Here is a 20,848-nt window from a genome sequence, read left to right as displayed (position 1 = left end):
GGTCTCAAGCTGCCTGTCGGGCCGTGACGAACGCCGCGAGGCTGGCCACGTTGATAAAGTGATTGCGGGTGTCCTTGGCGTCGGCATCGATCTTGATGCCGTACTTTTTCTGGATCGCCAGGCCCAATTCCAGGGCATCTACCGAATCCAGGCCCAGGCCTTCGCCGAACAGGGTTTGCTCGCTGCCGATGTCGCAGGCGTCGATGTCTTCCAGGCCCAGGGCCTCGATGATCAGGGTTTTGATTTCGTGTTCAAGGCTGTTGGGGTTGCTCATCTTCGGCGAGCTCCTTAATGAAATAGTGATGCAGATAATCGTTGAGCTTGCGTGAGGCCTGAGGTGGTGGCCCTTGTGAGGCAAACACCTGTGGGTCTATATCGGCACCCACCCGCAAACTGAAGTGAAAGCGGCGGTTGGGGATGCGATACCAGGGCTCGGCCTTGGTCAGCGTGGTCGGGCTGACCTTGAGCACCACGGGGGTGATGATTGTCGCACCGCGCAGGGCGATGGCGGCGGCCCCGCGATGAAAGGCCGGGGCTTTGCCCGGCACGGTGCGTGTGCCTTCGGGAAAGATAATCAGGGTCTGGCCGCCTCGCAGGGCACTGGCGGCGGCATCGAGCATGTCGATGCTGCCATCGTTGCTGATATAGCCGGCATCATTCACGGGGCCACGGGTGAAGGGGTTCTGCCACAGGCTCTGCTTGACCACGCAATTGGCCTGGCGTACCAGGCCGATCAGCACCACGACGTCGATCAGCGACGGGTGGTTGGCGATGATCATCTGCCCGGGGCGCCCGAGTTTTTCGGCGCCTTCGACGCTGTAGGTGAGAATGCCGGCGCGGTACATCATGTTGATAAAGAACCAGAACAACCGCCCGACGGTCAGGCGCGCACGGCGCTGGTGCTGCCGGGCGTCCCCCGGCAGGCAACTGAGCAGCGGGAACACCAGCAAGCGCAGGCACAAGCCGCCCACGCCGAACAGCACGAAGCTGGCTGCCGTGGCGAACAGGCGCCAGTAGTAGGCGTCCCGGGGCTTGTCGGTCAGGGTTTGCGTTGCCAGTTCCATACTCGGTTCTTCCAGGCATGTTGGCAGGCACCTTGCTCGGTGAGCAGGGTGCGCAGCAGGTTCAGGGCGTGGGGCCACTGGGTCGCGGTGGGTTGGACCGTTGTGGTGTGCAGCGCCAGTTGCCATTCGTCGCCTGGGGTCAGCAGCAGGCCCAGGGCGTAGGGGAACGGCACATCATCGATCCACCGCGCGTAGGCCAGGGGTGGCTGCTCTTCGGTAATCACCAGCAGAACGGCCGGCGCGCCTTCGTTGAGCAGGGCTGCGGCTTCGAGCATGCCGTGCTCCAGGCCGTCGCCAGCGGCTGCCAGGGCGGTCATTTCGCTGGTTTCGTTACGCAGGATCGACCACAGGCCAATCACCGCATTGTGTACCGACAGGCTGAATTGGGTGGGCGACAGCGGCTGGTCGTTGGCCAGGTCGCTGAGAATGTCCAGGGTGCGTGGGGTTTCGCCATGACGCGAGACAAATACCAGCGGCAGGTCCTGCAGGCCGTCGGCCAAGGGCCAGCCGACACTGAAGGCCATCCGGGCCAGGCGGCTCAGGCGCCGGCGCTGCATGGCCGGCAGGAACGACACATCGGGCGCGGCATCGCTTTGGGCCACCAACACTGGGGCCTGGCACCAGTCGCGCCAGGCATCCACGCTGTCGAGCCCAGGGGCCCAGGCGCGCCATTGGGCGATGTTGAAGTTGATCACTGAGAAGATTTCCCGCCCCTGCGGGCTTCCTTGTGCTGCAAATTGCCCATAAAACCGGGGCATGGCGCGATGGCCGAGTGGCGCGCATTATCCCGGTGCGGTGGGGTTCTAGCAAACTTTGGTAAAGAATTGTTCACGAGAAATTACAAATTCGCCGAAAAGAATCAGTGATTGTCCGCCAATGGCTACGGGGGGCTGGTGTCAGGCAACTCTTTATTGGTTGGCGTATTACGAGATAGTTATGCGGGATCTGTCTTCAGATGCTGTAGTACAAGCTTGATCAAGGTAGCGAGCGGGCGCTTTTGCCCTCTACACTCGGGCATTCATTGATACACGGAGGTTTTTCCATGCGGCGCGTGGTGTTCAATCAAAAAGGTGGCGTTGGCAAGTCCAGCATCGCCTGCAACCTGGCGGCGGTCAGCGCCAGCGAAGGCTATCGAACCCTGTTGGTGGACCTCGATGCACAGGCCAACTCGACCCAGTACCTGACAGGGCTGACGGGTGACGATATTCCCATGGGCATTGCCGACTTCTTCAAGCAGACCCTGTCATCCGGGCCGTTTTCGAAGAAAAACCAGGTGGATATCTACGAAACCCCGTTCGACAACCTGCACGTCATCACCGCCACCGCAGAACTGGCGGACCTGCAGCCCAAGCTCGAGGCCAAGCACAAGATCAACAAGCTGCGAAAGCTGCTGGATGAACTGGCCGAGGATTACGACCGGATTTACCTGGATACCCCGCCGGCCCTGAACTTCTATGCGGTTTCGGCGTTGATCGCGGCTGATCGGGTACTGATCCCTTTCGATTGCGACAGCTTTTCGCGCCAGGCGCTGTACGGCCTGCTGGCGGAAATCGAAGAGCTCAAGGAGGACCACAACGAAGGCCTTGAAGTGGAAGGCATCGTGGTCAACCAGTTCCAGGCCCGGGCGAGCCTGCCGCAGAAGATGCTGGACGAGTTGATCGCCGAGGGCCTGCCGGTACTGCCGGTGTACCTGGCCAGTTCGGTGCGCATGCGCGAATCCCACCAGGAGAGCAAACCGCTGATCCACCTCGACCCGCGCCACAAGCTGACCCAGCAGTTTGTGGAGTTGCATAACCTGCTGGAAAACGCCTGATCATCAAGGATGAGCACGCTCGATGTGGGAGCTGGCTTGCCTGCGATGACGGTGTGCCAGCTTGCATATCCATCAAGCTGCCCCTCGCCATCGCGGGCAAGCCCGCTCCTACAGGGTTACACCCCTTGGCTACGCAACCAGCTCATCAGTTGCGGTAACGCAAATGCCCCGCTCTGGCGCGCCACTTCCCGGCCGTTCTTGAACAGGATCAGGCTGGGAATCGAGCGAATGCCCAATTGCGCCGAAAGCTGCTGGTTGGCCTCGCTATCGAGCTTGGCCAGCCGGCACTTGCCGGCCAACTGCCCGGCCGCCTGTTCAAACACCGGCGCAAACGACTTGCACGGCCCGCACCATTCGGCCCACACATCCACCAGGAGCGGTAAATCGCCCTTGATCTGGCTGGAATAATCGCCCTGGCTTAATTCAAACGGTTTGCCGAGCAACACCGGCTGCTTGCAGCGCCCGCACTTTGGGGCATCGCCCAGGCGTTCGTGGGGGATGCGGTTGAGGGCGTTGCAGTGTGGGCAGGGGATTACAAGAGAATCGGACATGATGGGCTCCTTGGGTGTGGCCTATGGGCTCAATCTGGCGCCCGTCACGGGGATTATCAAGGCCAGATGAATAGGCGACAGTGAAGACTAACGTGGCGTGAGCACGCTGCGCTTTTGATCCTAGGACGAACAACTGATCTCCAAATGCTTGCCCCAATCGGGCGGCCGTTGCGCGTACTGCTCCATCCCGGCCTGTTCTTCAAATGGCTGGCTCAATACCTCATGCAGCCGTCGCACTTCACTGTAGTCACCTGATTCGGCGGCGGTGATGGCGTTTTGCGCCAGGTAGTTGCGCAGGATGTACAGCGGGTTGACCGCGTGCATGCGCTCGCGGCGTTCTGCCTCGCTGCCTGTGCCGTCGCGCTCAACCCGGGCCTTGTACTCGTCGGCCCAGGCATCGAAGCCCGCGCGGTCGACAAAGTCATCGCGCAGGCGCGCCACGGCCAGTGCGGCGGATTCGTCGCCCAGATGGCGGAAGAACAAGGTGTAGTCCACGCCACTGTTTTGCATCAGTTGCAGCAGGCGCTCCAGCAGTTTCTGGTCATCGTCCTCGGCGGTGGTCAGGCCCAGGCGGCGGCGCATCAGGTCCAGGTAGTGGGCCTGGTACAGCGGCAGGTACAGGCCCAGGGTCTCGCGCAGGGCTTGCACGCTGATGTACGGCGTCAGCGCCTGGGCCAGGGCGCTGAGGTTCCATTGGCCGATGGGCACCTGGTTGCTGAAGGAGTAGCGGCCTTCGTGATCGGAGTGGTTGCAGATGAAGTGAGCGTCGAAGTCATCGAGGAAGGCAAACGGCCCGAAGTCGAAGGTAATGCCCAGGATCGACATGTTGTCGGTGTTCATCACCCCGTGACAAAAGCCGTAGGCCTGCCATTTGGCGATCAACTCGGCATTGCGCTCGACGATCTCGCGGAACATCGCCAGGTACGGCTCGGGTTGCTCCTGGCAGTGGGCGAAGTGCAACTTCAGCACATGCTCGGCCAGTTGCTGGTGCAGCTCGGTTTTCTGGGTGTAGTAGAAGTATTCGAAGTGCCCAAAGCGGATATGGCTCGGCGCCAGGCGCAGGACCATGGCCGCGCGTTCCTGCTTCTCGCGCCATACCGGGGTGTCGGAGCCGATCACGCACAGGGCGCGGCTGCTGGGGATACCCAGGGCGTGCAAGGCTTCGGAGGCGAGAAACTCGCGGATCGAGGAGCGCAGCACCGCGCGGCCATCGCCCATGCGTGAGTACGGCGTTTGCCCGGCGCCCTTGAGGTGCAAGTCCCAGTGTTCGCCCGCCGCGTTATACACCTCGCCCAGCAGCAAGCCGCGACCATCCCCCAGTTGCGGGTTATAGGAGCCAAACTGATGCCCGGAATAGACCATCGCCCGCGGTTCGGCCTCGGCCCACAGCTTGTGGCCGCCGAACAGTTCGGCAAACACTGGCGTCTGGGCGACGGCTGGATCGAGGTCCAGCAGGGCCATGGCGGCGTTGCTCGCCACCACCAGCCGCGGCTCGTCGATGGGCTCGGGCAATACGTGGGTTGAGAAACCGTCGCCCAGGCGGGCGAAGCGGTTGTCGAAGGTCAGGTCGTCGAGGGCTTTCACCGGCCATCTCCAGCAGAATGTCCGAGCATTCTGCTGGGGATAGCGCGGTTAGTCGAGTTTGGCCGGCGGCGTGGGTTGCGGCGAGCCGTCATTGGCCGGCTTGCTCAAGGGCTCGATTTCCACCAGTTTGTATTCCTGGCCGTGCAGGTTCTTCAGGTAAACCTCCATCTGGCGGAACGAAATGTTGATGCTCTGCTTCTTGAACTCGCGGTTGATGAAGCGGTTGACCTCATCGATGACCGGGTTGCGGTCGCCGAGGTCGCGCACATGCATGCGCAGTTCGTGGTCCAGGGTGCTTTCGCCAAAGTTGAGGAAGTACACGTGGGGTTCCGGGTCTTTCAATACCCGTGGGTTATCCCTGGCGGCCTTGAGCAACAATTCCTTCACCAGGTCCAGGTCGGAGCCGTAGTCCACGCCGAGCTTGAGGGTCACCCGGGTGATGGTGTCGGTCAGCGACCAGTTGATCAGTTGCCCAGTGATGAAGGTTTTGTTCGGGACAATGATGTCCTTGCGGTCGAAGTCGGTGATGGTGGTGGCGCGGATGCGGATCTTGCTCACCGTGCCCGACAGGTTGCCGATGGTAATGGTGTCGCCGATGCGCACCGGGCGCTCGAACAGGATCATGATGCCGGAGATAAAGTTGGCGAAGATCTCCTGCATGCCGAAGCCCAGGCCCACCGACAGTGCGGCCACCAGCCATTGCAACTTGTCCCAGCTCACCCCGAGGGTCGACAGGGTCGACACAAAGCCCACGCCGGCGATCACATACGACAGCAGGGTGGTGGTGGCATAGGCGCTGCCCTGGGCCAGGTCCAGCTTCGACAGCACCAGTACTTCCAGCAGGCCCGGCAGGTTGCGCGCCAGGGCAAAGGTAATGCCGATGATGATCAGCGCGCCCAGCATGTCGCCGATGCTGATGGGCACCATGCTGATATTGGCGCCGGTGCCGCTGGTGTATTCGTAGAGGGTGACGTTGTCCAGGTAGGAGAACACCGAGATCAGGTCCGACCAGACCCAGTACAGCGCCGCAATAAAGCCGCCGAGCAGGGCCAGGCGGATCAGGCGCATGGATTGTTCGTTGACCTGCTCGATATCCAGGGTCGGTTCCTCGATCACCACTTCGCCGTCGCCGGCTTCCTTGGCGGCCTGGCGTTTGGCCAGTGCCCGGGCATAGGCCAGGCGCCGCGCGGCAACACCCAGGCCACGAACGAAGGTGGCTTCGATCACCAGCCAGAACATCAGCAGGTACAGGGTGTTGATCAGGCGGTCGCTGAGTTTGAGCGCGGTGTAGTAGTAGCCAAAACACACGGCGATAAACAGCGCGATGGGCAGCGCGGTAAACGCCACGCCGACGACCTTGCGAAACAGCGAGGCCTTTTCATGGGTCGGGCTGTTGAGCAGCAGGCGGCTGAGCAGCCAGGCCATCAGCCCATAACAGGTGAGGACTACGGCGATGCCCAGCACATCATCGGCCAGGGCTGCCGGCTGGTGTTCGGCGATGGACACCACGGCCACCAGCGCCAGCACCACCAGCCCCAGCTTGCGGATCCAGCCCTGGAGAAACTCGACCTGGGGTTTTTCCCAGCGGAAATGCAATTCGGCCACGCCACCCGGCGCGAGGATGCGATAGGCGGTGTAGAACACCAGCCATGCCTGGGAAATTTGCACCAGGGCCATGCCCAGGTTGGCGTTCTGCCCGCGTGCATCGATTTGCAGGGCGTAGCCGCACAGCGCCAGGCCGAGGGTTACCGGCAAGGCCAGCAGGATATTCACCAGGATCGCGACCGGGGTGTGCCACTGGCTGTCCCGCTTGAAGTGCCCGATATCCATATGGATTTTTTTTAGGCGCTCGTAGAGGCTGTTGCGCCGCCACAACAGCGCGCCGATCAATAGCAGCAGGGGAAGGAACAGCAGCGGGCGCTGGGCCAGGCCGTCATACAGTTCGCTGAGGCTGGAGGCCCAGGGCAGGGTGTCGACCTGTTTGCTCAGGCGGTTGGGCACGCCTTCGAGCCATTCGACGTCCAGCGGCTTGTTGCTGGGGATCCAGAACATCTGTTCGTCGAGGGTCGCGCGCAGGCTGGCGGCGGTGCTGAGCAGTTGTTTCTGGTTCAGTTGCAGGGTGATGGATTCGTTGAGCAGCGCGCTCAACTCCCGGCTCAGGCGTTCGAGCAGGTCGCTGCGGGTCACGGCCAGCTCCAGCAGGGTGCGGCGCAACTGTGGCGTGACCTGGTCCTCGGGCTGGTTGGCCAGCAGGTTGTCGACGTAGGTGCTGGGCGAACTGATCAGTTCGCGCTGCTGGTTGACCTCGAACTGGTACAGGCGAATGTTGGCGATATCGTCGGCCAGGTCGCGGTCGACCTTCAGGCGCGGCAAGGCCTGTTTCTGTTTATAGAGGATCTTCGATAGCAGCAGGCTGCCCTTGAGCACGTTGATCTGCTCGTCCAGGGCCGAATCGCTCTGGGTCACGTTGTCCAGCAGCTGTTTGGTTTGCAGGTTCTGCTGGGTCAGCTCATTGAGCCGGTCGGTGCTTTTGAGCAGGTAGTCAGAGAGTTTCAGGTTGGCTGCGCTTTCCGTAGCCAGCAGGCTGCTGCCACCGGCTTTCTGCGCTTCGATGGACTGCTGGGTCACGGTTTCCTGGGACTGGGCCAGGCGTTTCTGGTTGATCAGGGTTTGCAGGTCCTGGATTTCCTGCTCCAGGCGCGCGGTTTTTTCCACCGCCAGGTCATGTTGGCTATTACCCAGGTCTTGCAGTTGGCTGTTGCCCGCCAGCTCCTGGCGGCGCAGCGGGATCAAGGCGTTGAGCGCCGCCAGTTCGGCGTTCAGCAGGTTGCGCTGGTCGCCATTTAGCGGTTTGCCATTGTCCTTGCCGGCCTTGAGGATGCCGTTGATCTGCTGGATGCGCGTCTGGCTGTTGCTGATTTCGGTCTGGGCACGCTCGGGGCGGGTTTGGGCGGCGATGCTCAGGCTGTTGGCGTCGGCCAACTCCTTTTGTAGGTCGCCTTGCTGGGTGCTGCGCTGCACCAGCAGTTGTTCGAGCTGCGGCACTGGCAGGCTGGCGTAGCGCTGGGCGACCGGGACCACCTTGGTGGCCTTGAGCCGGGCCAGTTCACGGGCGTTTTCCGTGGTCTGGCGTGGCGCGTCTTGCAATTGGCGCTTGAGATCGCTCAGGCGTTGCTCGTAGTCCTGCTTGTTGCCCAGCAACGTCAGGGTCTGCTGCAACACATTTTGCAGCGCCTTCATGTCGGCGTCAGGCAGTTTGCGGTCCGGCAGCTTGTCCAGGGTCTGTTGCACACTTTCGATGCTTGGCGGGTCGGCGGCGAATACCGGGCTGACGCAGAGACTCAGGCCCAGCAGGGCAGTGGCTAAAAAAGTGCGCAGGATTGTCATAGAGACCGGTCGAACAAGATGAAGAATAGGGGGCGTGTTGATGGCCAATGGCACACCGTCGCCCCGCAGTTTAGAGGAAGAGTCCGGGGGCCGGGCGACTTCCTTCGGGGAATCTGACGCCGACTTTGCCGATCTTGTTCCCGTCCATCACGGCGACTGTCCAAATGGTGTTGTTCCACTCCACCTGGTCGCCGACGATGGGGGCGCCACCGACCTTCTGCGTGATGAACTGGCCCAGCGGCATGTCCGGATCGATGCCGTCGAGTTTGAGCCCGTACAGCGCCGACACCGCGCCCAGCTGGGCGTCGCCTTCGAGCACGAAGTCGCCGAAGAAGCGCAGGTCCAGGCCCCGTTGCGGCGCCTGGCTGAACAGCTTGCCGAGGGCGGCGAGATTGTGTTCATGGCCGATCACGCACAGCAAATCATCGGCTTCGAGCACCGTACTACCCGACGGATGGAGCAGTTGCTGGCCGCGAAACAGGGCGGCGATCCGCGTGCCTTCGGGCATTTTCAGCTCGCGCAGGGCGGCGCCGATGCACCATTTCTCGGCACCCAGGCGGTAGACGAACAACTCCCACTCGCTGGTGACGTGTACTTCCAGGGCCGCCCGGGAAATCGGCGCGGGCTCGGGCGGTACCGTTACTTTCAAGAGCTTGGCTACCCACGGCAGGCTGGTGCCCTGCACCAGCAACGACACCAGCACGATGAAGAACGCCAGGTTGAAATACAGCTGGGCATGGGGCAAGCCGGCCATCAGCGGGAACACCGCAAGAATGATCGGCACCGCGCCGCGCAGGCCGACCCAGGCGATAAACACTTTTTCGCGGCCATGGAACGCCTTGAACGGCAGCAGGCCAACCGCCACCGACAGCGGCCGCGCAAACAGGATCATCCACAGCGCCAGGCCCAGGGCCGGCAGGGCGATGGGCAGCAGGTCATGGGGCGTGACCAGCAGCCCCAGCACCAGGAACATGCCGATCTGCGCCAGCCAGGCCATGCCGTCGAGCATATGCAGGATGCCGTGGCGGCTGCGCACCGGACGGTTGCCGATCACCAGGCCGCACAGGTACACGGCGAGGAAGCCGCTGCCGTGCAGGGCGTTGGTCAAGGCGAAGACGAACAGGCCGCCGGCGATCACCAGGATCGGGTACAGGCCGTTTGCCAGGTTGATCCGGTTGACCAGTTGCAGCATCAACCAACCGCCGCCCAGGCCGATAATGCCGCCGATCCCGAATTCGCGGATCAGGTGGGTCAACAGGCTCCAGTGCAGGCCAGTCTGGCCGCTGGCGAGCATGTCGATCAGGGTTACGGTGAGGAACACCGCCATCGGGTCGTTGCTGCCGGATTCGATTTCCAGGCTGGCGCTGACCCGTTCGTTCAGGCCCTTGCCGCCCAGCAGCGAGAACACGGCGGCGGCGTCGGTGGAGCCGACGATGGCGCCGATCAGCAGGCCCTGGATGATATTGAGGTCAAACAGCCAGGCCGCCGCCATACCGGTGAGGCCGGTGGTTATCAACACCCCCACGGTCGCCAGCGACAGGGCCGGCCACAGTGCCACGCGAAAGCTCGCGACCCGGGTCCGCAAGCCGCCATCGAGCAGGATCACTGCCAATGCCAGGTTGCCCACCAGGTACGCGGTAGGGTAGTTATCGAAAATGATCCCGCCGCCATCGACGCCGGCGATCATGCCCACGGCCAGGATAATCACCAGGATCGGGATCCCCAGGCGGGACGAAAGAGAACTCACCAGAATGCTCGCACTTACCAGCAACGCGCCGATCAAGAACAGGCTGTTGATGGTCGTCGCATTCAAAGGCAGTACTCCGGAATTAAGGCGAGGCGCAGACTGACCATGCAGTCTGCGTGCCAGCGATTCTAACCTGTTGAATTGCTGCGCTGTCAAAAAGCTTTTGTAGGAGCTGGCTTGCCTGCGATGGCAGCGCCTCGGTGAATCAGGCTCACCGCGGCCCTGCCATCGCAGGCAAGCCAGCTCCTACAGGGTGTGACTGTATTTCAGAGGCGGAAACGCCCCACCATCCCATTCAAATCCACCGCCAGGCGTGACAACTCGCCGCTGGCCGTACTGGTCTGGCTGGCGCCCGTGGCCGATTGCACCGACAAGTCGCGGATGTTCACCAGGTTGCGGTCCACTTCCCGCGCGACCTGGGCCTGCTCTTCGGCGGCGCTGGCGATCACCAGGTTGCGCTCGTTGATCTCGATGATCGCGCTATTGATGGTATCCAGGGACATCCCTGCGCCTTTGGCGATATTGAGCGTCGACTCGGCGCGCTCGGTGCTGTTGCGCATCGAGTCCACTGCCTGTTCAGTGCCGGCCTGGATACTGCCGATCATCCGCTCGATTTCACTGGTCGATTGCTGGGTGCGATGGGCCAGGGCCCGCACTTCATCGGCAACCACCGCAAAACCACGCCCGGCTTCCCCGGCACGCGCCGCTTCGATGGCGGCGTTGAGGGCCAGCAGGTTGGTCTGGTCGGCCAGGCCGCGAATCACATCCAGCACCTTGCCGATATCCCGCGATTCTTCGGCCAGGGCGCCGATCAGGGTGGCGGTGCCCTGTACATCGCCGCTCATGCGTTCGATGGCGCTGACGGTTTCCTGCACCAGGTCGCGGCCATCGCCCGCCGAGGTGGTGGCGTTTTTCGAGGCCTCGGAGGTGCTGACCGCATTGCGCGCGACTTCTTCGACGGCGCTGGTCATCTCGTTGACAGCGGTGGCTGCCTGCTCGATTTCATTGTTCTGCTGGGTCAGGCCACGGGCGCTTTCGTCGGTGACGGCGTTCAGCTCTTCGGCAGCCGAGGCCAGTTGAGTGGCCGAGCCGGAAATGCGCTGCAGGGTGTCGCGCAATTTCTCCTGCATTTTATTCATCGCGCGCAACAGGCGGCCGGCTTCGTCGTCGCCATCGACCTTGATCGGCTGGGTCAGGTTGCCTTCGGCAATGTTCTCGGCGGCGTCCAGGGCTTGGGCAATGGGCAGGGTGATGCTGCGGGTCAGCAGCCAGGCAAACAGCACAGTCAGCGCCGTGGCCAGCACCAGCAGGGCCACTACCAGGTCAAAGGCTGAATCATATTGATCGGCAGCTTTCTGGTTGCTGTCGTTGGCCATCGAGTTGTTGATGTCCAGCAGGCGCGTCAGCACCGCGTTGACCGCCTCGGAGTTGCTCAGCAGTTCGGTGTTGAGCAGGGTGCGCAGCTCTTCGGTCTGATTGTTGCGCGACAGGCTCTTCATCCGCTCTTCGATCTGCCGGTACTGGCCCAGCAGGCGCACATAATCGTCGTAGGCCGAGCGCTCCTCGCGGCTGTCGATCAGCTTTTCGTACACGCTCTGGGCGGCACGAATCTGCTGGTTGCGCAATTCAAAGGCTTCCAGGGTCTTTTGTTGCACATCCGGCTCGCGGTTGGTCAGCAAGCGGTAGGACAGCACGCGCAGGCGCAGGGTCAGTTGGGTGAAGTCGTCCAGCGCGCGAATGCTCGGCACGCTGCGCAGGGTGATGTCTTCGGTGGCGCCACGGATCTTGCTCATCTGGTTCAGCGCAAAAATACCGAGAAACAACATCAGCGCACCAATGCACGCGAAGCCGAGAAACGCGCGCGGCGCGATATTCATATTACGAAGAGACATGCAGTGGTCCTGGGAGAGGCGCGATCCGTGCGGCTTTGAGGCGGGGTAAGCATGACCTATCGGACATACGACTAAAGTCTTGAGGGGCTGTGCGCTTTTGTCGCACCTTGCGCGCATTGGAATGGATTCAGGAACCAGATGGCGTAAATGCAGTCACTAAGGCTCCACAGCGTGGCCTGACCCGTGAAATCGGGGCTGCGCGCCAGGATAACCCTGGCTTCCACGGTGAATTTTCTTTATCGTCACCGCCCTTTGAAAAAGCCCGAGAATTCAAAATGTTAGAAACATCCCTCAGCCAACTGGAACAACTGGTCAGTGACCTGGTGCAGCAGAATCAAGCATTGCTGGGCACCAACGAATCCCTCAAGGCGGAACTGGCCCGCGCCAAGGATGAGAACGACAGCTTGCAACTGAACCTGATGGAACAGGAAGAAAAGCAGGGCGCCACCGCCGCCCGTATCCAGGCGTTGGTTGAGCGTGTGAGCGCAGGTCCTGTGAGCGCATGAGTGAAGGGATAAAGGTCGTTTCGATTCTCGGTGAGGATTACTCGATCAAGGCACCGGACGGGGAAGACAACACCCTGCTCAAGGCCGTGACCCTGCTCAAGGCGTCCCTGGCCACCACCAAGCAGAAGTACCCGACCCTGATCGGCGACAAACTGCTGGTGCTGGCGGCGCTGAATCTATGTGCCGAGCAGATCGACATGCAGCAGCGTCACCAGCAGGAACTCGACCGTTACCAAGAGCAAGTCAGCGCCACGGTCGACGTGATTGCCAAGGCCATCGGCCAGCCCTGATCAGAACCATTCATCCTGCATGGCCAGGCACGTATCGTCCCGAGTTTCCAGGATCGACAGTTCATGATGGCAGCCCGGTACTTCCCAGGTCAGGAAGTACCGGGCCGCTTGCAGCTTGCCTTGATAGAAGGCCACATCCGCCGCATTGCCCCTGGCCAACCCTTCTTCGGCGCGGATCGCCTGTTCCAGCCAGCGCCAGCCAATCACCGTATGCCCAAACACTTTCAGGTACAGCGCCGAGTTCGCCAGGCTGCTGTTGACCTTGCCCTGGGCGAGATCCGTCAACAGTCCCAGGGTCACCCTTTGCAGGCGTGCCACCAGTTGCTCCAGCGGCTCGCGCAATGGCGTGAGTGACGGATATTCCTGCGCCCGTGCGCCCGTCTCGGCGATCAGGCGAATCAACTGCTTCAAACCCGCGCCGCCGTTTTGCCCCAGCTTGCGCCCCAGCAGGTCCAGGGACTGGATGCCGTGGGTGCCTTCGTGGATCGGGTTCAGACGGTTGTCGCGGTAGTACTGCTCCACCGGGTATTCGCGTGTGTAGCCGTGGCCGCCGAGAATCTGGATCGCCAGTTCGTTGGCCTTGAGGCAGAACTCCGAGGGCCAGGACTTGACGATCGGCGTCAGCAGATCGAGCAATTCATGGGCCTGCTTGCGCGCGGTTTCGTTGTCCAGGGTGGTGGTGTCATCGAACAGCCGCGCGGCGTACAGGCCCAGGTCGAAGGCGCCTTCCACATAGGCTTTTTGCGTGAGCAGCATGCGCTTGATATCGGCGTGCTGGATGATCGACACCGGTGCGGTGTTCGGGTCCTTGCTGTCCGGCAGGCGGCCTTGCGGGCGTTCCCGGGCGTACTCCAGGGAATACAGGTAACCGGCGTAGCCAAGCATCACCGCGCCCATGCCGACGCCAATCCGTGCCTCGTTCATCATTTGGAACATGCACGCCAGGCCTTGGTGCGGCTTGCCCACCAGATAGCCGACACACTCGCCGTTATCGCCGAAATTCAGCGCCGTCGAAGTGGTGCCGCGCCAACCCATCTTGTGGAACAGCCCGGCCAGCAGCACATCATTGCGCTGGCCCAGGCTGCCGTCCTCGTTGACCAGGAACTTGGGCACGATAAACAGCGAAATGCCCTTCACCCCGGCGGGTGCGTCCGGCAGTTTGGCCAGGACCATGTGCACGATGTTTTCCGACAGCGGGTGGTCGCCACCGGAGATAAAAATCTTGTTGCCCTTGAGCCGGTAAGTGCCGTCCGCCGCCGGTTCGGCGCGGGTGCGGATATCCGACAGCGACGAGCCGGCATGGGGCTCGGTCAAGGCCATGGTGCCGAAGAACCGGCCTTCGATCATCGGTTGCAGAAAACGCTGCTTCTGCTCCTCGGTGCCAAAACTTTCGATCAGATTGGCCGCGCCCATGGTCAGGAACGGGTACGAGGTGGAAGCCGCATTGGCTGACTGGAAATGCGCAAAGCAGGCCTGGGACAGCAGTGTCGGCAGTTGCATGCCCCCGGCTTCGAAACTGCGCGCCGCATTCAGAAAGCCGGCTTCGAGGAAGGCATCCACGGCAGGTTTCACCTCCGGGATCAGGATCGCCTGGCCGTCTTCGTAGCGCGGTTCGTTTTCGTCACCTTTGCGGTTGTGCGGGGCGAAGTACTTTTCGGCGATGCTGCGGGCAGTGCCGATGGCGGCATCGAAGGTTTCGCGATTATGTTCGGCAAACCGCTCGCGCTGGGTCAGGCCCTCGGCATCGAGGACTTCATACAGCTCGAAAGCCAGATTGCGGGAACTGAGGAGCGTCTCGGACATGGCGGCTTACCTATGTGGGAATAGGCCGCAGTCTAAGTGCGCGAATAGAGGCGCGATAGCAAGATTGATCTGGGTGATGGAGCAGCAAAACACAGCGCAAAGGTATGACGCGGTCAATGTGGGAGCTGGCTTGCCGGCGATGGCGGTAGACCAGGCAATATTTGCTTGGCTGACGCGCCACTATCGCAGGCAAGCCCGCTCCCACATTTATCCGGTTTCGACCCATGCAATGCAGTGGGGCACCCATTGCAGGTGCCCCACTGGATTGATTAGCCGATGGTCATCAAGCTCGCGTTACCACCCGCCGCAGCGGTGTTGACGCTCAATGCACGTTCGATCACCAGGCGCTCCAACGCAATGTTGGTTTCGCCCGAAGACAGGCCGTTGACCCCGACAATCGCGCCGCTACGCTGCGCCACTTGCTGGCAAACCCCGCGCAGTTGGTCGCAATCGCCATGGTGCAGGACCGCATCGAAGATCACTTCGTCCTTGGTCCAGTCGGCCACGCGCTGGATCTTCGCCTGAACTTCCTTCGGCAGCCGTGGGAACAGCGCCTTGGTCAGGTCAGTTTCCGGCCATACCGCCGAGCTGCCTACAGCCAATACCGCCGCCAGTTGCGCCAGCAGATCGCCTTCCACCTCTGCCAGGCACAGAACGTGCTCGCGGGGCAGGATGGCGTAGCTGTTGCGCTCGCCGGTCGGGCCGGCCAGCAGGCGGGTGATACCGCTTTGCGATTGCGCGGCGAACTGGTTGCACAGGGCGCCCAGGTCGCTGAACTTATTGCTCTCGGCCCAGGTTTTCAGGGCGGTCAGCGGTTGGCTCATGGCGTCACGCAGACGTACATCCGGCGCGGCCAGTGCGTCACCCCGTACGAAGGATTGCTCGATCGCATCGGTAGGACGTGTCGACAGCAGGCGGTACAGGTACAGCGGGCCACCGGCTTTCGGACCGGTGCCCGACAAGCCTTCGCCGCCGAATGGCTGCACGCCGACCACGGCCCCGACGATGTTGCGGTTGACGTAGACGTTACCGGCATGGACGTTGTCGATCACCTTGGCGATGGTCTCGTCGATACGGGTGTGCACGCCCAGGGTCAGACCGTAGCCAGAAGCATTGATCTGACCGATCAACTGGTCGATTTCCTTACGCTTGTAGCGCACCACGTGCAGGACCGGGCCGAAGATCTCCCGTTGCAGCTCGTCGAAGCTTTCCAGCTCGATCAGGGTTGGCATCACGAAGGTGCCGCGCTTGATTTCTTCGCTGTCGGCGATTGCCACCTGATACACGGTGCGACCCTTGTCGCGCATGGCCTGGATGTGTTTCTCGATGCCCGCCTTGGCTTCGGCGTCAATTACCGGGCCGATATCCACGGACAGGCGCTCCGGATTGCCGAGACGGCATTCGGCCATGGCGCCCTTGAGCATTTCGATGACGCGGTCTGCCGAATCTTCCTGCAGGCACAGTACGCGCAAGGCAGAGCAACGCTGGCCGGCACTGTCGAAGGCCGAGGACACGACGTCGATCACCACCTGTTCGGTCAGGGCCGAGGAGTCGACGATCATCGCGTTCTGGCCACCGGTTTCGGCGATCAGCGGGATTGGGCGGCCCTGGGCATCCAGGCGCCCGGCGACGTTGCGTTGCAGCAGGCGCGCCACTTCGGTGGAGCCGGTGAACATCACGCCTTTGACGCGATCATCACCCACCAGGCGGGCACCGACGCTTTCGCCCTGGCCCGGCAGCAGTTGCAGCACGCCTTCCGGGATGCCGGCTTCCAGCAGCAGGCGCACGGCTTGCGCGGCAACCAGCGGGGTTTGTTCGGCCGGCTTGGCCAGTACCGGGTTGCCGGCGGCGAGTGCGGCGGCGACTTGGCCGCTGAAGATCGCCAGCGGGAAGTTCCACGGGCTGATGCAGACTACCGGGCCCAGTGGGCGGTGGGCGTCGTTGGTGAAGTCGTTACGCGCCTGCACTGCGTAGTAGCGCAGGAAGTCCACGGCTTCACGCACTTCGGCGATGGCGTTGGCGAAGGTCTTGCCGGCTTCGCGGGCCAACAGGCCCATCAGCGGCTGGATCTCGCCTTCCATCAAGTCGGCGGCACGTTCCAGGATCGCGGCGCGTTCGGCCGGCGGGGTGGCCTGCCAGATCGGTGCGGCGTTGAGGGCGCACTGGATCGCGTTGTCCACGTCTTCGACCGTGGCTTCCTGGACATGGCCGACTACATCCCGCAGGTCGGACGGGTTCAGTACCGGCACAGCGGCTTCATTGCTCGAAGCACAGCCGAGCATCGGCGCGGCTTTCCAGTTGTTGTGCGCGGTGGCCAGCAAGGCGCAGGACAGCGACGCCAGGCGGTGTTCGTTGGCCAGGTCGATACCGGCCGAGTTGGCGCGCTCGCTGCCATACAGGTCGCGCGGCAGTGGGATACGCGGGTGCGGCAGGCCGAAGCCGCCTTCCAGCGTAGCCATCTGCTCGATGCTGGCCACTGGATCGGCCACCAGCTCCTGGATCGAGATGGATTGGTCGGCGATCCGGTTGACGAACGAGGTGTTGGCGCCGTTTTCCAGCAGGCGACGCACCAGGTAGGCCAGCAGTGTTTCGTGGGTGCCGACCGGAGCGTACACGCGGCACGGACGGTTCAGCTTTCCTTCGGAAACCTTGCCTACAACCTGTTCGTACAGCGGTTCACCCATGCCGTGCAGGCACTGGAACTCGTACTGGCCGGGGTAATAGTTCTGGCCGGCAATATGGTAGATGGCCGACAGGGTGTGGGCGTTGTGCGTGGCGAACTGCGGGTAGATGACTTCCGGTACCGACAGCAGCTTGCGTGCGCAGGCGATGTAGGAAACGTCGGTGTACACCTTGCGGGTGTAGACCGGGTAGCCTTCCAGGCCTTCGACCTGGGCGCGCTTGATCTCGCTGTCCCAGTACGCACCTTTTACCAGGCGGATCATCAGGCGGTGACGGCTGCGGCGTGCCAGGTCGATCACGTAGTCGATCACGTACGGGCAGCGCTTCTGGTAGGCCTGGATCACGAAACCGATACCGTTCCAGCCGGTCAGTTGCGGCTCGAAGCACAGGCGCTCGAGCAGGTCCAGGGACAGCTCCAGGCGGTCGGCTTCTTCGGCATCGATGTTCAGGCCGATGTCGTATTGCTTGGCCAGCAGGGTCAGGGACAGCAGGCGCGGGTACAGCTCGTCCATCACGCGCTCGTACTGGGCACGGCTGTAGCGCGGGTGCAGGGCCGACAGCTTGATGGAGATGCCCGGGCCTTCATAAATCCCACGGCCGTGAGAGGCTTTGCCGATGGAGTGAATGGCTTGTTCGTACGAGGCCAGGTACTTCTGTGCATCGTGTTCGGTCAGTGCAGCTTCACCGAGCATGTCGTAGGAATAGCGGAAGCCCTTGGCTTCGAACTTGCTCGCGTTGGCCAGGGCTTCGGCGATGGTTTCGCCGGTGACGAACTGCTCGCCCATCAGGCGCATGGCCATGTCGACGCCCTTGCGGATCATCGGCTCGCCGCTCTTGCCGATGATGCGGCTCAGGGAGGAGGTCAGGCCGGCCTCGTTGTGGGTGGCGACCAGTTTGCCGGTCAGCAGCAGGCCCCAGGTGGCGGCGTTGACGAACAGCGACGGGCTGTTGCCCAGGTGCGGCTGCCAGTTGCCGGTGCTGATCTTGTCGCGGATCAGCGCGTCACGGGTGCCTTTGTCAGGGATACGCAGCAGCGCTTCGGCCAGGCACATCAGCGCCACGCCTTCCTGGGACGACAGGGAAAATTCCTGCAGCAGGCCCTGGACGATACCGGCACGGCCGCCGGCGCTCTTCTGGTTACGCAGTTTTTCGGCAATCGAGGCGGCCAGCTTGTTGGTGGCTTCGGCCATCTGGGCCGGCAGGCGGGCCTGCTCGATCAGCATCGGCACCACTTCCGGCTCAGGGCGGCGGTAGGCGGCAGTGATCGAGGCGCGCAGCACCGATTGCGGCAGGATGCTTTCGGCAAATTCGAGGAAGCACTGGTGGGCGTGGTCGTTCTGCACCTCACCGGCGTCGTCCGCGTCCTTGAGGCCCGAACCGTTGAGTTCGGTCAGGGTTGCACCACCCTCCAGTTTCTCCAGGTAATTGAAAATTGCCTGCTTGATCAGCCAGTGCGGCGTGCGATCAATGGAGGTCGCGGCGGCCTTCAGGCGTTCGCGGGTCGGGTCATCGAGTTTGACCCCAAGGGTGGTCGTAGCCATATTTTTATCCTCATGGGTGCCACTACTGCGTGGCATCAGCTGGCCGCAAGATTAGCTTTGCGCCGTACGAGGTGCAACCGGGTGCAACCCATTTTCTTCAGGAAATCCGCACTGCTCGTCAGAATTCATTTTCACTCGACGGAATCGGCTTGTTGTTGGTGCATTTACTTCTGGATTTGGCTGTTCTTGCTCCGAAAAGGAGCAAAAAACTGCCATTTGCCGAAAAACGCCTACAGGTGCAACTAATTCTCAAGAAACTGGTTGCACCTTATTTGCTTTGTTGAATAGCATTCGCGGCCAAGGTGCAACCAATTGTAAAGTTCGGTTCATCGGCTGATGGCTTTCCTGGGGAAACGTCAGTCATAAATGCGCGGCATGCAGCTTCGTCTACAAGAGCTGACAGACCGCCGCTACATAAAAACAAAGCCAGGGCGTAACTCAATGAGCGTAAGTAATCCAACCCTGATCACATTTGTGATCTACATCGCCGCAATGGTGCTGATCGGTCTCATGGCCTATCGCTCCACCAATAACCTTTCCGATTACATCCTCGGTGGTCGCAGCCTCGGCAGCGTCGTTACCGCACTCTCGGCTGGCGCCTCGGATATGAGCGGCTGGTTGTTGATGGGCCTGCCGGGCGCCATCTACATGTCGGGCCTATCGGAAAGCTGGATCGCCATCGGCCTGATCGTCGGTGCTTACCTGAACTGGCTGTTTGTGGCCGGTCGCCTGCGCGTGCAGACCGAACACAACGGCGACGCCCTGACCCTGCCGGACTACTTCTCCAGCCGCTTTGAAGACAAAAGCGGCCTGCTGCGGATTATCTCGGCGGTAGTGATCCTGGTGTTCTTCACCATCTACTGCGCCTCCGGCATCGTCGCGGGTGCGCGTCTGTTCGAAAGCACCTTTGGCATGTCCTACGGGACTGCGCTGTGGGCCGGTGCTGCGGCGACGATTGCCTACACCTTCATCGGTGGTTTCCTGGCAGTGAGCTGGACAGATACCGTACAAGCTACGCTGATGATCTTCGCGTTGATTCTCACGCCAATCATCGTGCTGTTGGCCACCGGCGGTGTCGATACCACGTTCCTGGCTATCGAAGCGAACGATCCAACCAACTTCGACATGCTCAAAAACACCACCTTCATCGGCATCATCTCGCTGATGGGCTGGGGCCTGGGCTACTTCGGCCAGCCGCACATCCTCGCGCGGTTCATGGCGGCGGATTCGGTCAAGTCGATTGCCAATGCCCGTCGTATCTCCATGACCTGGATGATCCTGTGCCTGGCCGGCACCGTGGCGGTAGGCTTCTTCGGTATTGCCTACTTCTCGGCACACCCTGAAGTCGCCAGTCCCGTGACCGAAAACCCTGAGCGTGTGTTCATCGAACTGGCCAAGCTGCTGTTCAACCCGTGGATTGCTGGCGTGCTGCTGTCGGCCATCCTGGCTGCCGTGATGAGCACCCTGAGCTGCCAACTGCTGGTGTGCTCCAGCGCCCTGACCGAAGACTTCTACAAGGCGTTCCTGCGCAAGGGCGCGTCCCAGCTTGAGCTGGTATGGGTCGGCCGGATCATGGTGCTGGTGGTGGCGTTGATCGCGATCGCAATGGCCGCCAACCCGGAAAACCGCGTACTGGGCCTGGTGAGCTACGCTTGGGCCGGCTTCGGCGCTGCGTTCGGTCCTGTGGTGCTGATCTCGGTCCTGTGGAAAGGCATGACCCGCAACGGCGCACTGGCCGGGATCCTGGTCGGCGCGATCACCGTGATCGTGTGGAAACACTTCGAACTGCTGGGTCTGTACGAAATCATCCCAGGCTTCCTGTTCGCCAGCCTGGCGATCTACTTCGTGAGCAAGATGGGCGCCCCGACTGCCGGTATGGTTGAGCGCTTCACTGCTGCCGAGAAAGACTACAACCTCAACAAATGAGGCGTTCGTATTGGCCTTGATGGCCAGGTGAACTGAAAAAGGCCCGCATTCTTGGATGGCGG

At 61.9% G+C, this 20,848-nt stretch carries 15 protein-coding genes; 5 read left to right on the top strand and 10 right to left on the bottom strand.

Going from position 1 to position 20,848, the window contains the following annotated elements; genetic code table 11:
- Positions 1-4: 4 nt before the first annotated feature.
- From HBO19_RS19550 to HBO19_RS19540, 3 genes are read right to left on the bottom strand one after another with little or no spacing between them, the layout of a single operon-like run.
- Positions 5-274 (bottom strand): phosphopantetheine-binding protein, encoded by a 270-nt coding sequence (locus HBO19_RS19550; RefSeq protein ID WP_032862152.1) that lies wholly within the window; start codon positions 272-274, stop codon positions 5-7.
- Positions 252-1,064, bottom strand: coding sequence for a lysophospholipid acyltransferase family protein (locus HBO19_RS19545; RefSeq protein ID WP_169952337.1), 813 nt, complete (start codon positions 1,062-1,064; stop codon positions 252-254). Before HBO19_RS19545 ends, HBO19_RS19550 begins: the two co-directional genes overlap by 23 nt.
- On the bottom strand, positions 1,040-1,759 hold the full coding sequence (locus HBO19_RS19540; RefSeq protein WP_170058117.1) for a beta-ketoacyl synthase chain length factor: 720 nt from the start codon (positions 1,757-1,759) through the stop codon (positions 1,040-1,042). The genes HBO19_RS19545 and HBO19_RS19540 overlap by 25 nt, the downstream gene beginning before the upstream one ends.
- 347 nt (positions 1,760-2,106) lie before the next feature.
- Here HBO19_RS19540 and HBO19_RS19535 point away from each other — a divergent pair, with 347 nt between their 5' ends.
- Entirely contained in the window at positions 2,107-2,877 is a 771-nt protein-coding gene (locus HBO19_RS19535) for a ParA family protein (RefSeq protein ID WP_169952333.1), read from the top strand.
- Positions 2,878-2,993: 116 nt separating this feature from the next.
- Here the strand turns inward: HBO19_RS19535 and trxC are convergent, their stop codons facing one another.
- The 5 genes from trxC to HBO19_RS19510 form a co-directional block, all read right to left on the bottom strand.
- Positions 2,994-3,428: a thioredoxin TrxC gene (gene trxC / locus HBO19_RS19530; protein ID WP_170042407.1), complete on the bottom strand. Its 435-nt coding sequence runs from the start codon at positions 3,426-3,428 to the stop codon at positions 2,994-2,996.
- 120 nt (positions 3,429-3,548) lie between these two features.
- Complete coding sequence (locus HBO19_RS19525; RefSeq protein WP_170058116.1) at positions 3,549-5,012, bottom strand: protein adenylyltransferase SelO; 1,464 nt, start codon at positions 5,010-5,012, stop codon at positions 3,549-3,551.
- A 48-nt stretch (positions 5,013-5,060) separates the two neighbouring features.
- Entirely contained in the window at positions 5,061-8,399 is a 3,339-nt protein-coding gene (gene mscK, locus HBO19_RS19520; protein ID WP_169952326.1) for a mechanosensitive channel MscK, read from the bottom strand.
- 70 nt (positions 8,400-8,469) lie between these two features.
- Entirely contained in the window at positions 8,470-10,212 is a 1,743-nt protein-coding gene (locus tag HBO19_RS19515; protein ID WP_029299228.1) for a potassium/proton antiporter, read from the bottom strand.
- 200 nt (positions 10,213-10,412) lie between these two features.
- Positions 10,413-12,038 carry a methyl-accepting chemotaxis protein gene (locus HBO19_RS19510; RefSeq protein WP_170058115.1) on the bottom strand — a complete coding sequence of 542 codons (1,626 nt, stop codon included), beginning with the start codon at positions 12,036-12,038 and terminating at the stop codon, positions 10,413-10,415.
- A gap of 275 nt (positions 12,039-12,313) precedes the next feature.
- Here HBO19_RS19510 and HBO19_RS19505 point away from each other — a divergent pair, with 275 nt between their 5' ends.
- Together HBO19_RS19505 and HBO19_RS19500 are read left to right on the top strand one after the other, a co-directional pair.
- Complete coding sequence (locus tag HBO19_RS19505; protein WP_029299225.1) at positions 12,314-12,544, top strand: hypothetical protein; 231 nt, start codon at positions 12,314-12,316, stop codon at positions 12,542-12,544.
- Positions 12,541-12,834, top strand: a complete 294-nt coding sequence (locus HBO19_RS19500) for a cell division protein ZapA (RefSeq protein ID WP_169952322.1) — start codon at positions 12,541-12,543, stop codon at positions 12,832-12,834. The genes HBO19_RS19505 and HBO19_RS19500 overlap by 4 nt, the downstream gene beginning before the upstream one ends.
- Here the strand turns inward: HBO19_RS19500 and HBO19_RS19495 are convergent, their stop codons facing one another.
- Positions 12,835-14,637, bottom strand: a complete 1,803-nt coding sequence (locus HBO19_RS19495; protein WP_170058114.1) for an acyl-CoA dehydrogenase — start codon at positions 14,635-14,637, stop codon at positions 12,835-12,837. It abuts the gene before it with no gap.
- 269 nt (positions 14,638-14,906) lie between these two features.
- Positions 14,907-18,860 (bottom strand): trifunctional transcriptional regulator/proline dehydrogenase/L-glutamate gamma-semialdehyde dehydrogenase, encoded by a 3,954-nt coding sequence (gene putA / locus HBO19_RS19490; RefSeq protein WP_169952318.1) that lies wholly within the window; start codon positions 18,858-18,860, stop codon positions 14,907-14,909.
- 29 nt (positions 18,861-18,889) lie between these two features.
- Between putA and HBO19_RS19485 the strand changes: the two genes are divergently transcribed.
- Positions 18,890-19,144: a hypothetical protein gene (locus HBO19_RS19485; RefSeq protein ID WP_169951992.1), complete on the top strand. Its 255-nt coding sequence runs from the start codon at positions 18,890-18,892 to the stop codon at positions 19,142-19,144.
- Between the two features lie 157 nt (positions 19,145-19,301).
- On the top strand, positions 19,302-20,786 hold the full coding sequence (gene putP / locus HBO19_RS19480; RefSeq protein WP_170058113.1) for a sodium/proline symporter PutP: 1,485 nt from the start codon (positions 19,302-19,304) through the stop codon (positions 20,784-20,786).
- Positions 20,787-20,848: the final 62 nt, after the last annotated feature.

Origin of the sequence: Pseudomonas sp. WS 5021 (genome assembly GCF_012985535.1) — a bacterium.
Classification (GTDB): Bacteria; Pseudomonadota; Gammaproteobacteria; order Pseudomonadales; family Pseudomonadaceae; genus Aquipseudomonas.
The sequence above is the reverse complement of the archived record's forward strand: the minus strand, read 5'-3'. Positions and strand labels throughout refer to the sequence as shown.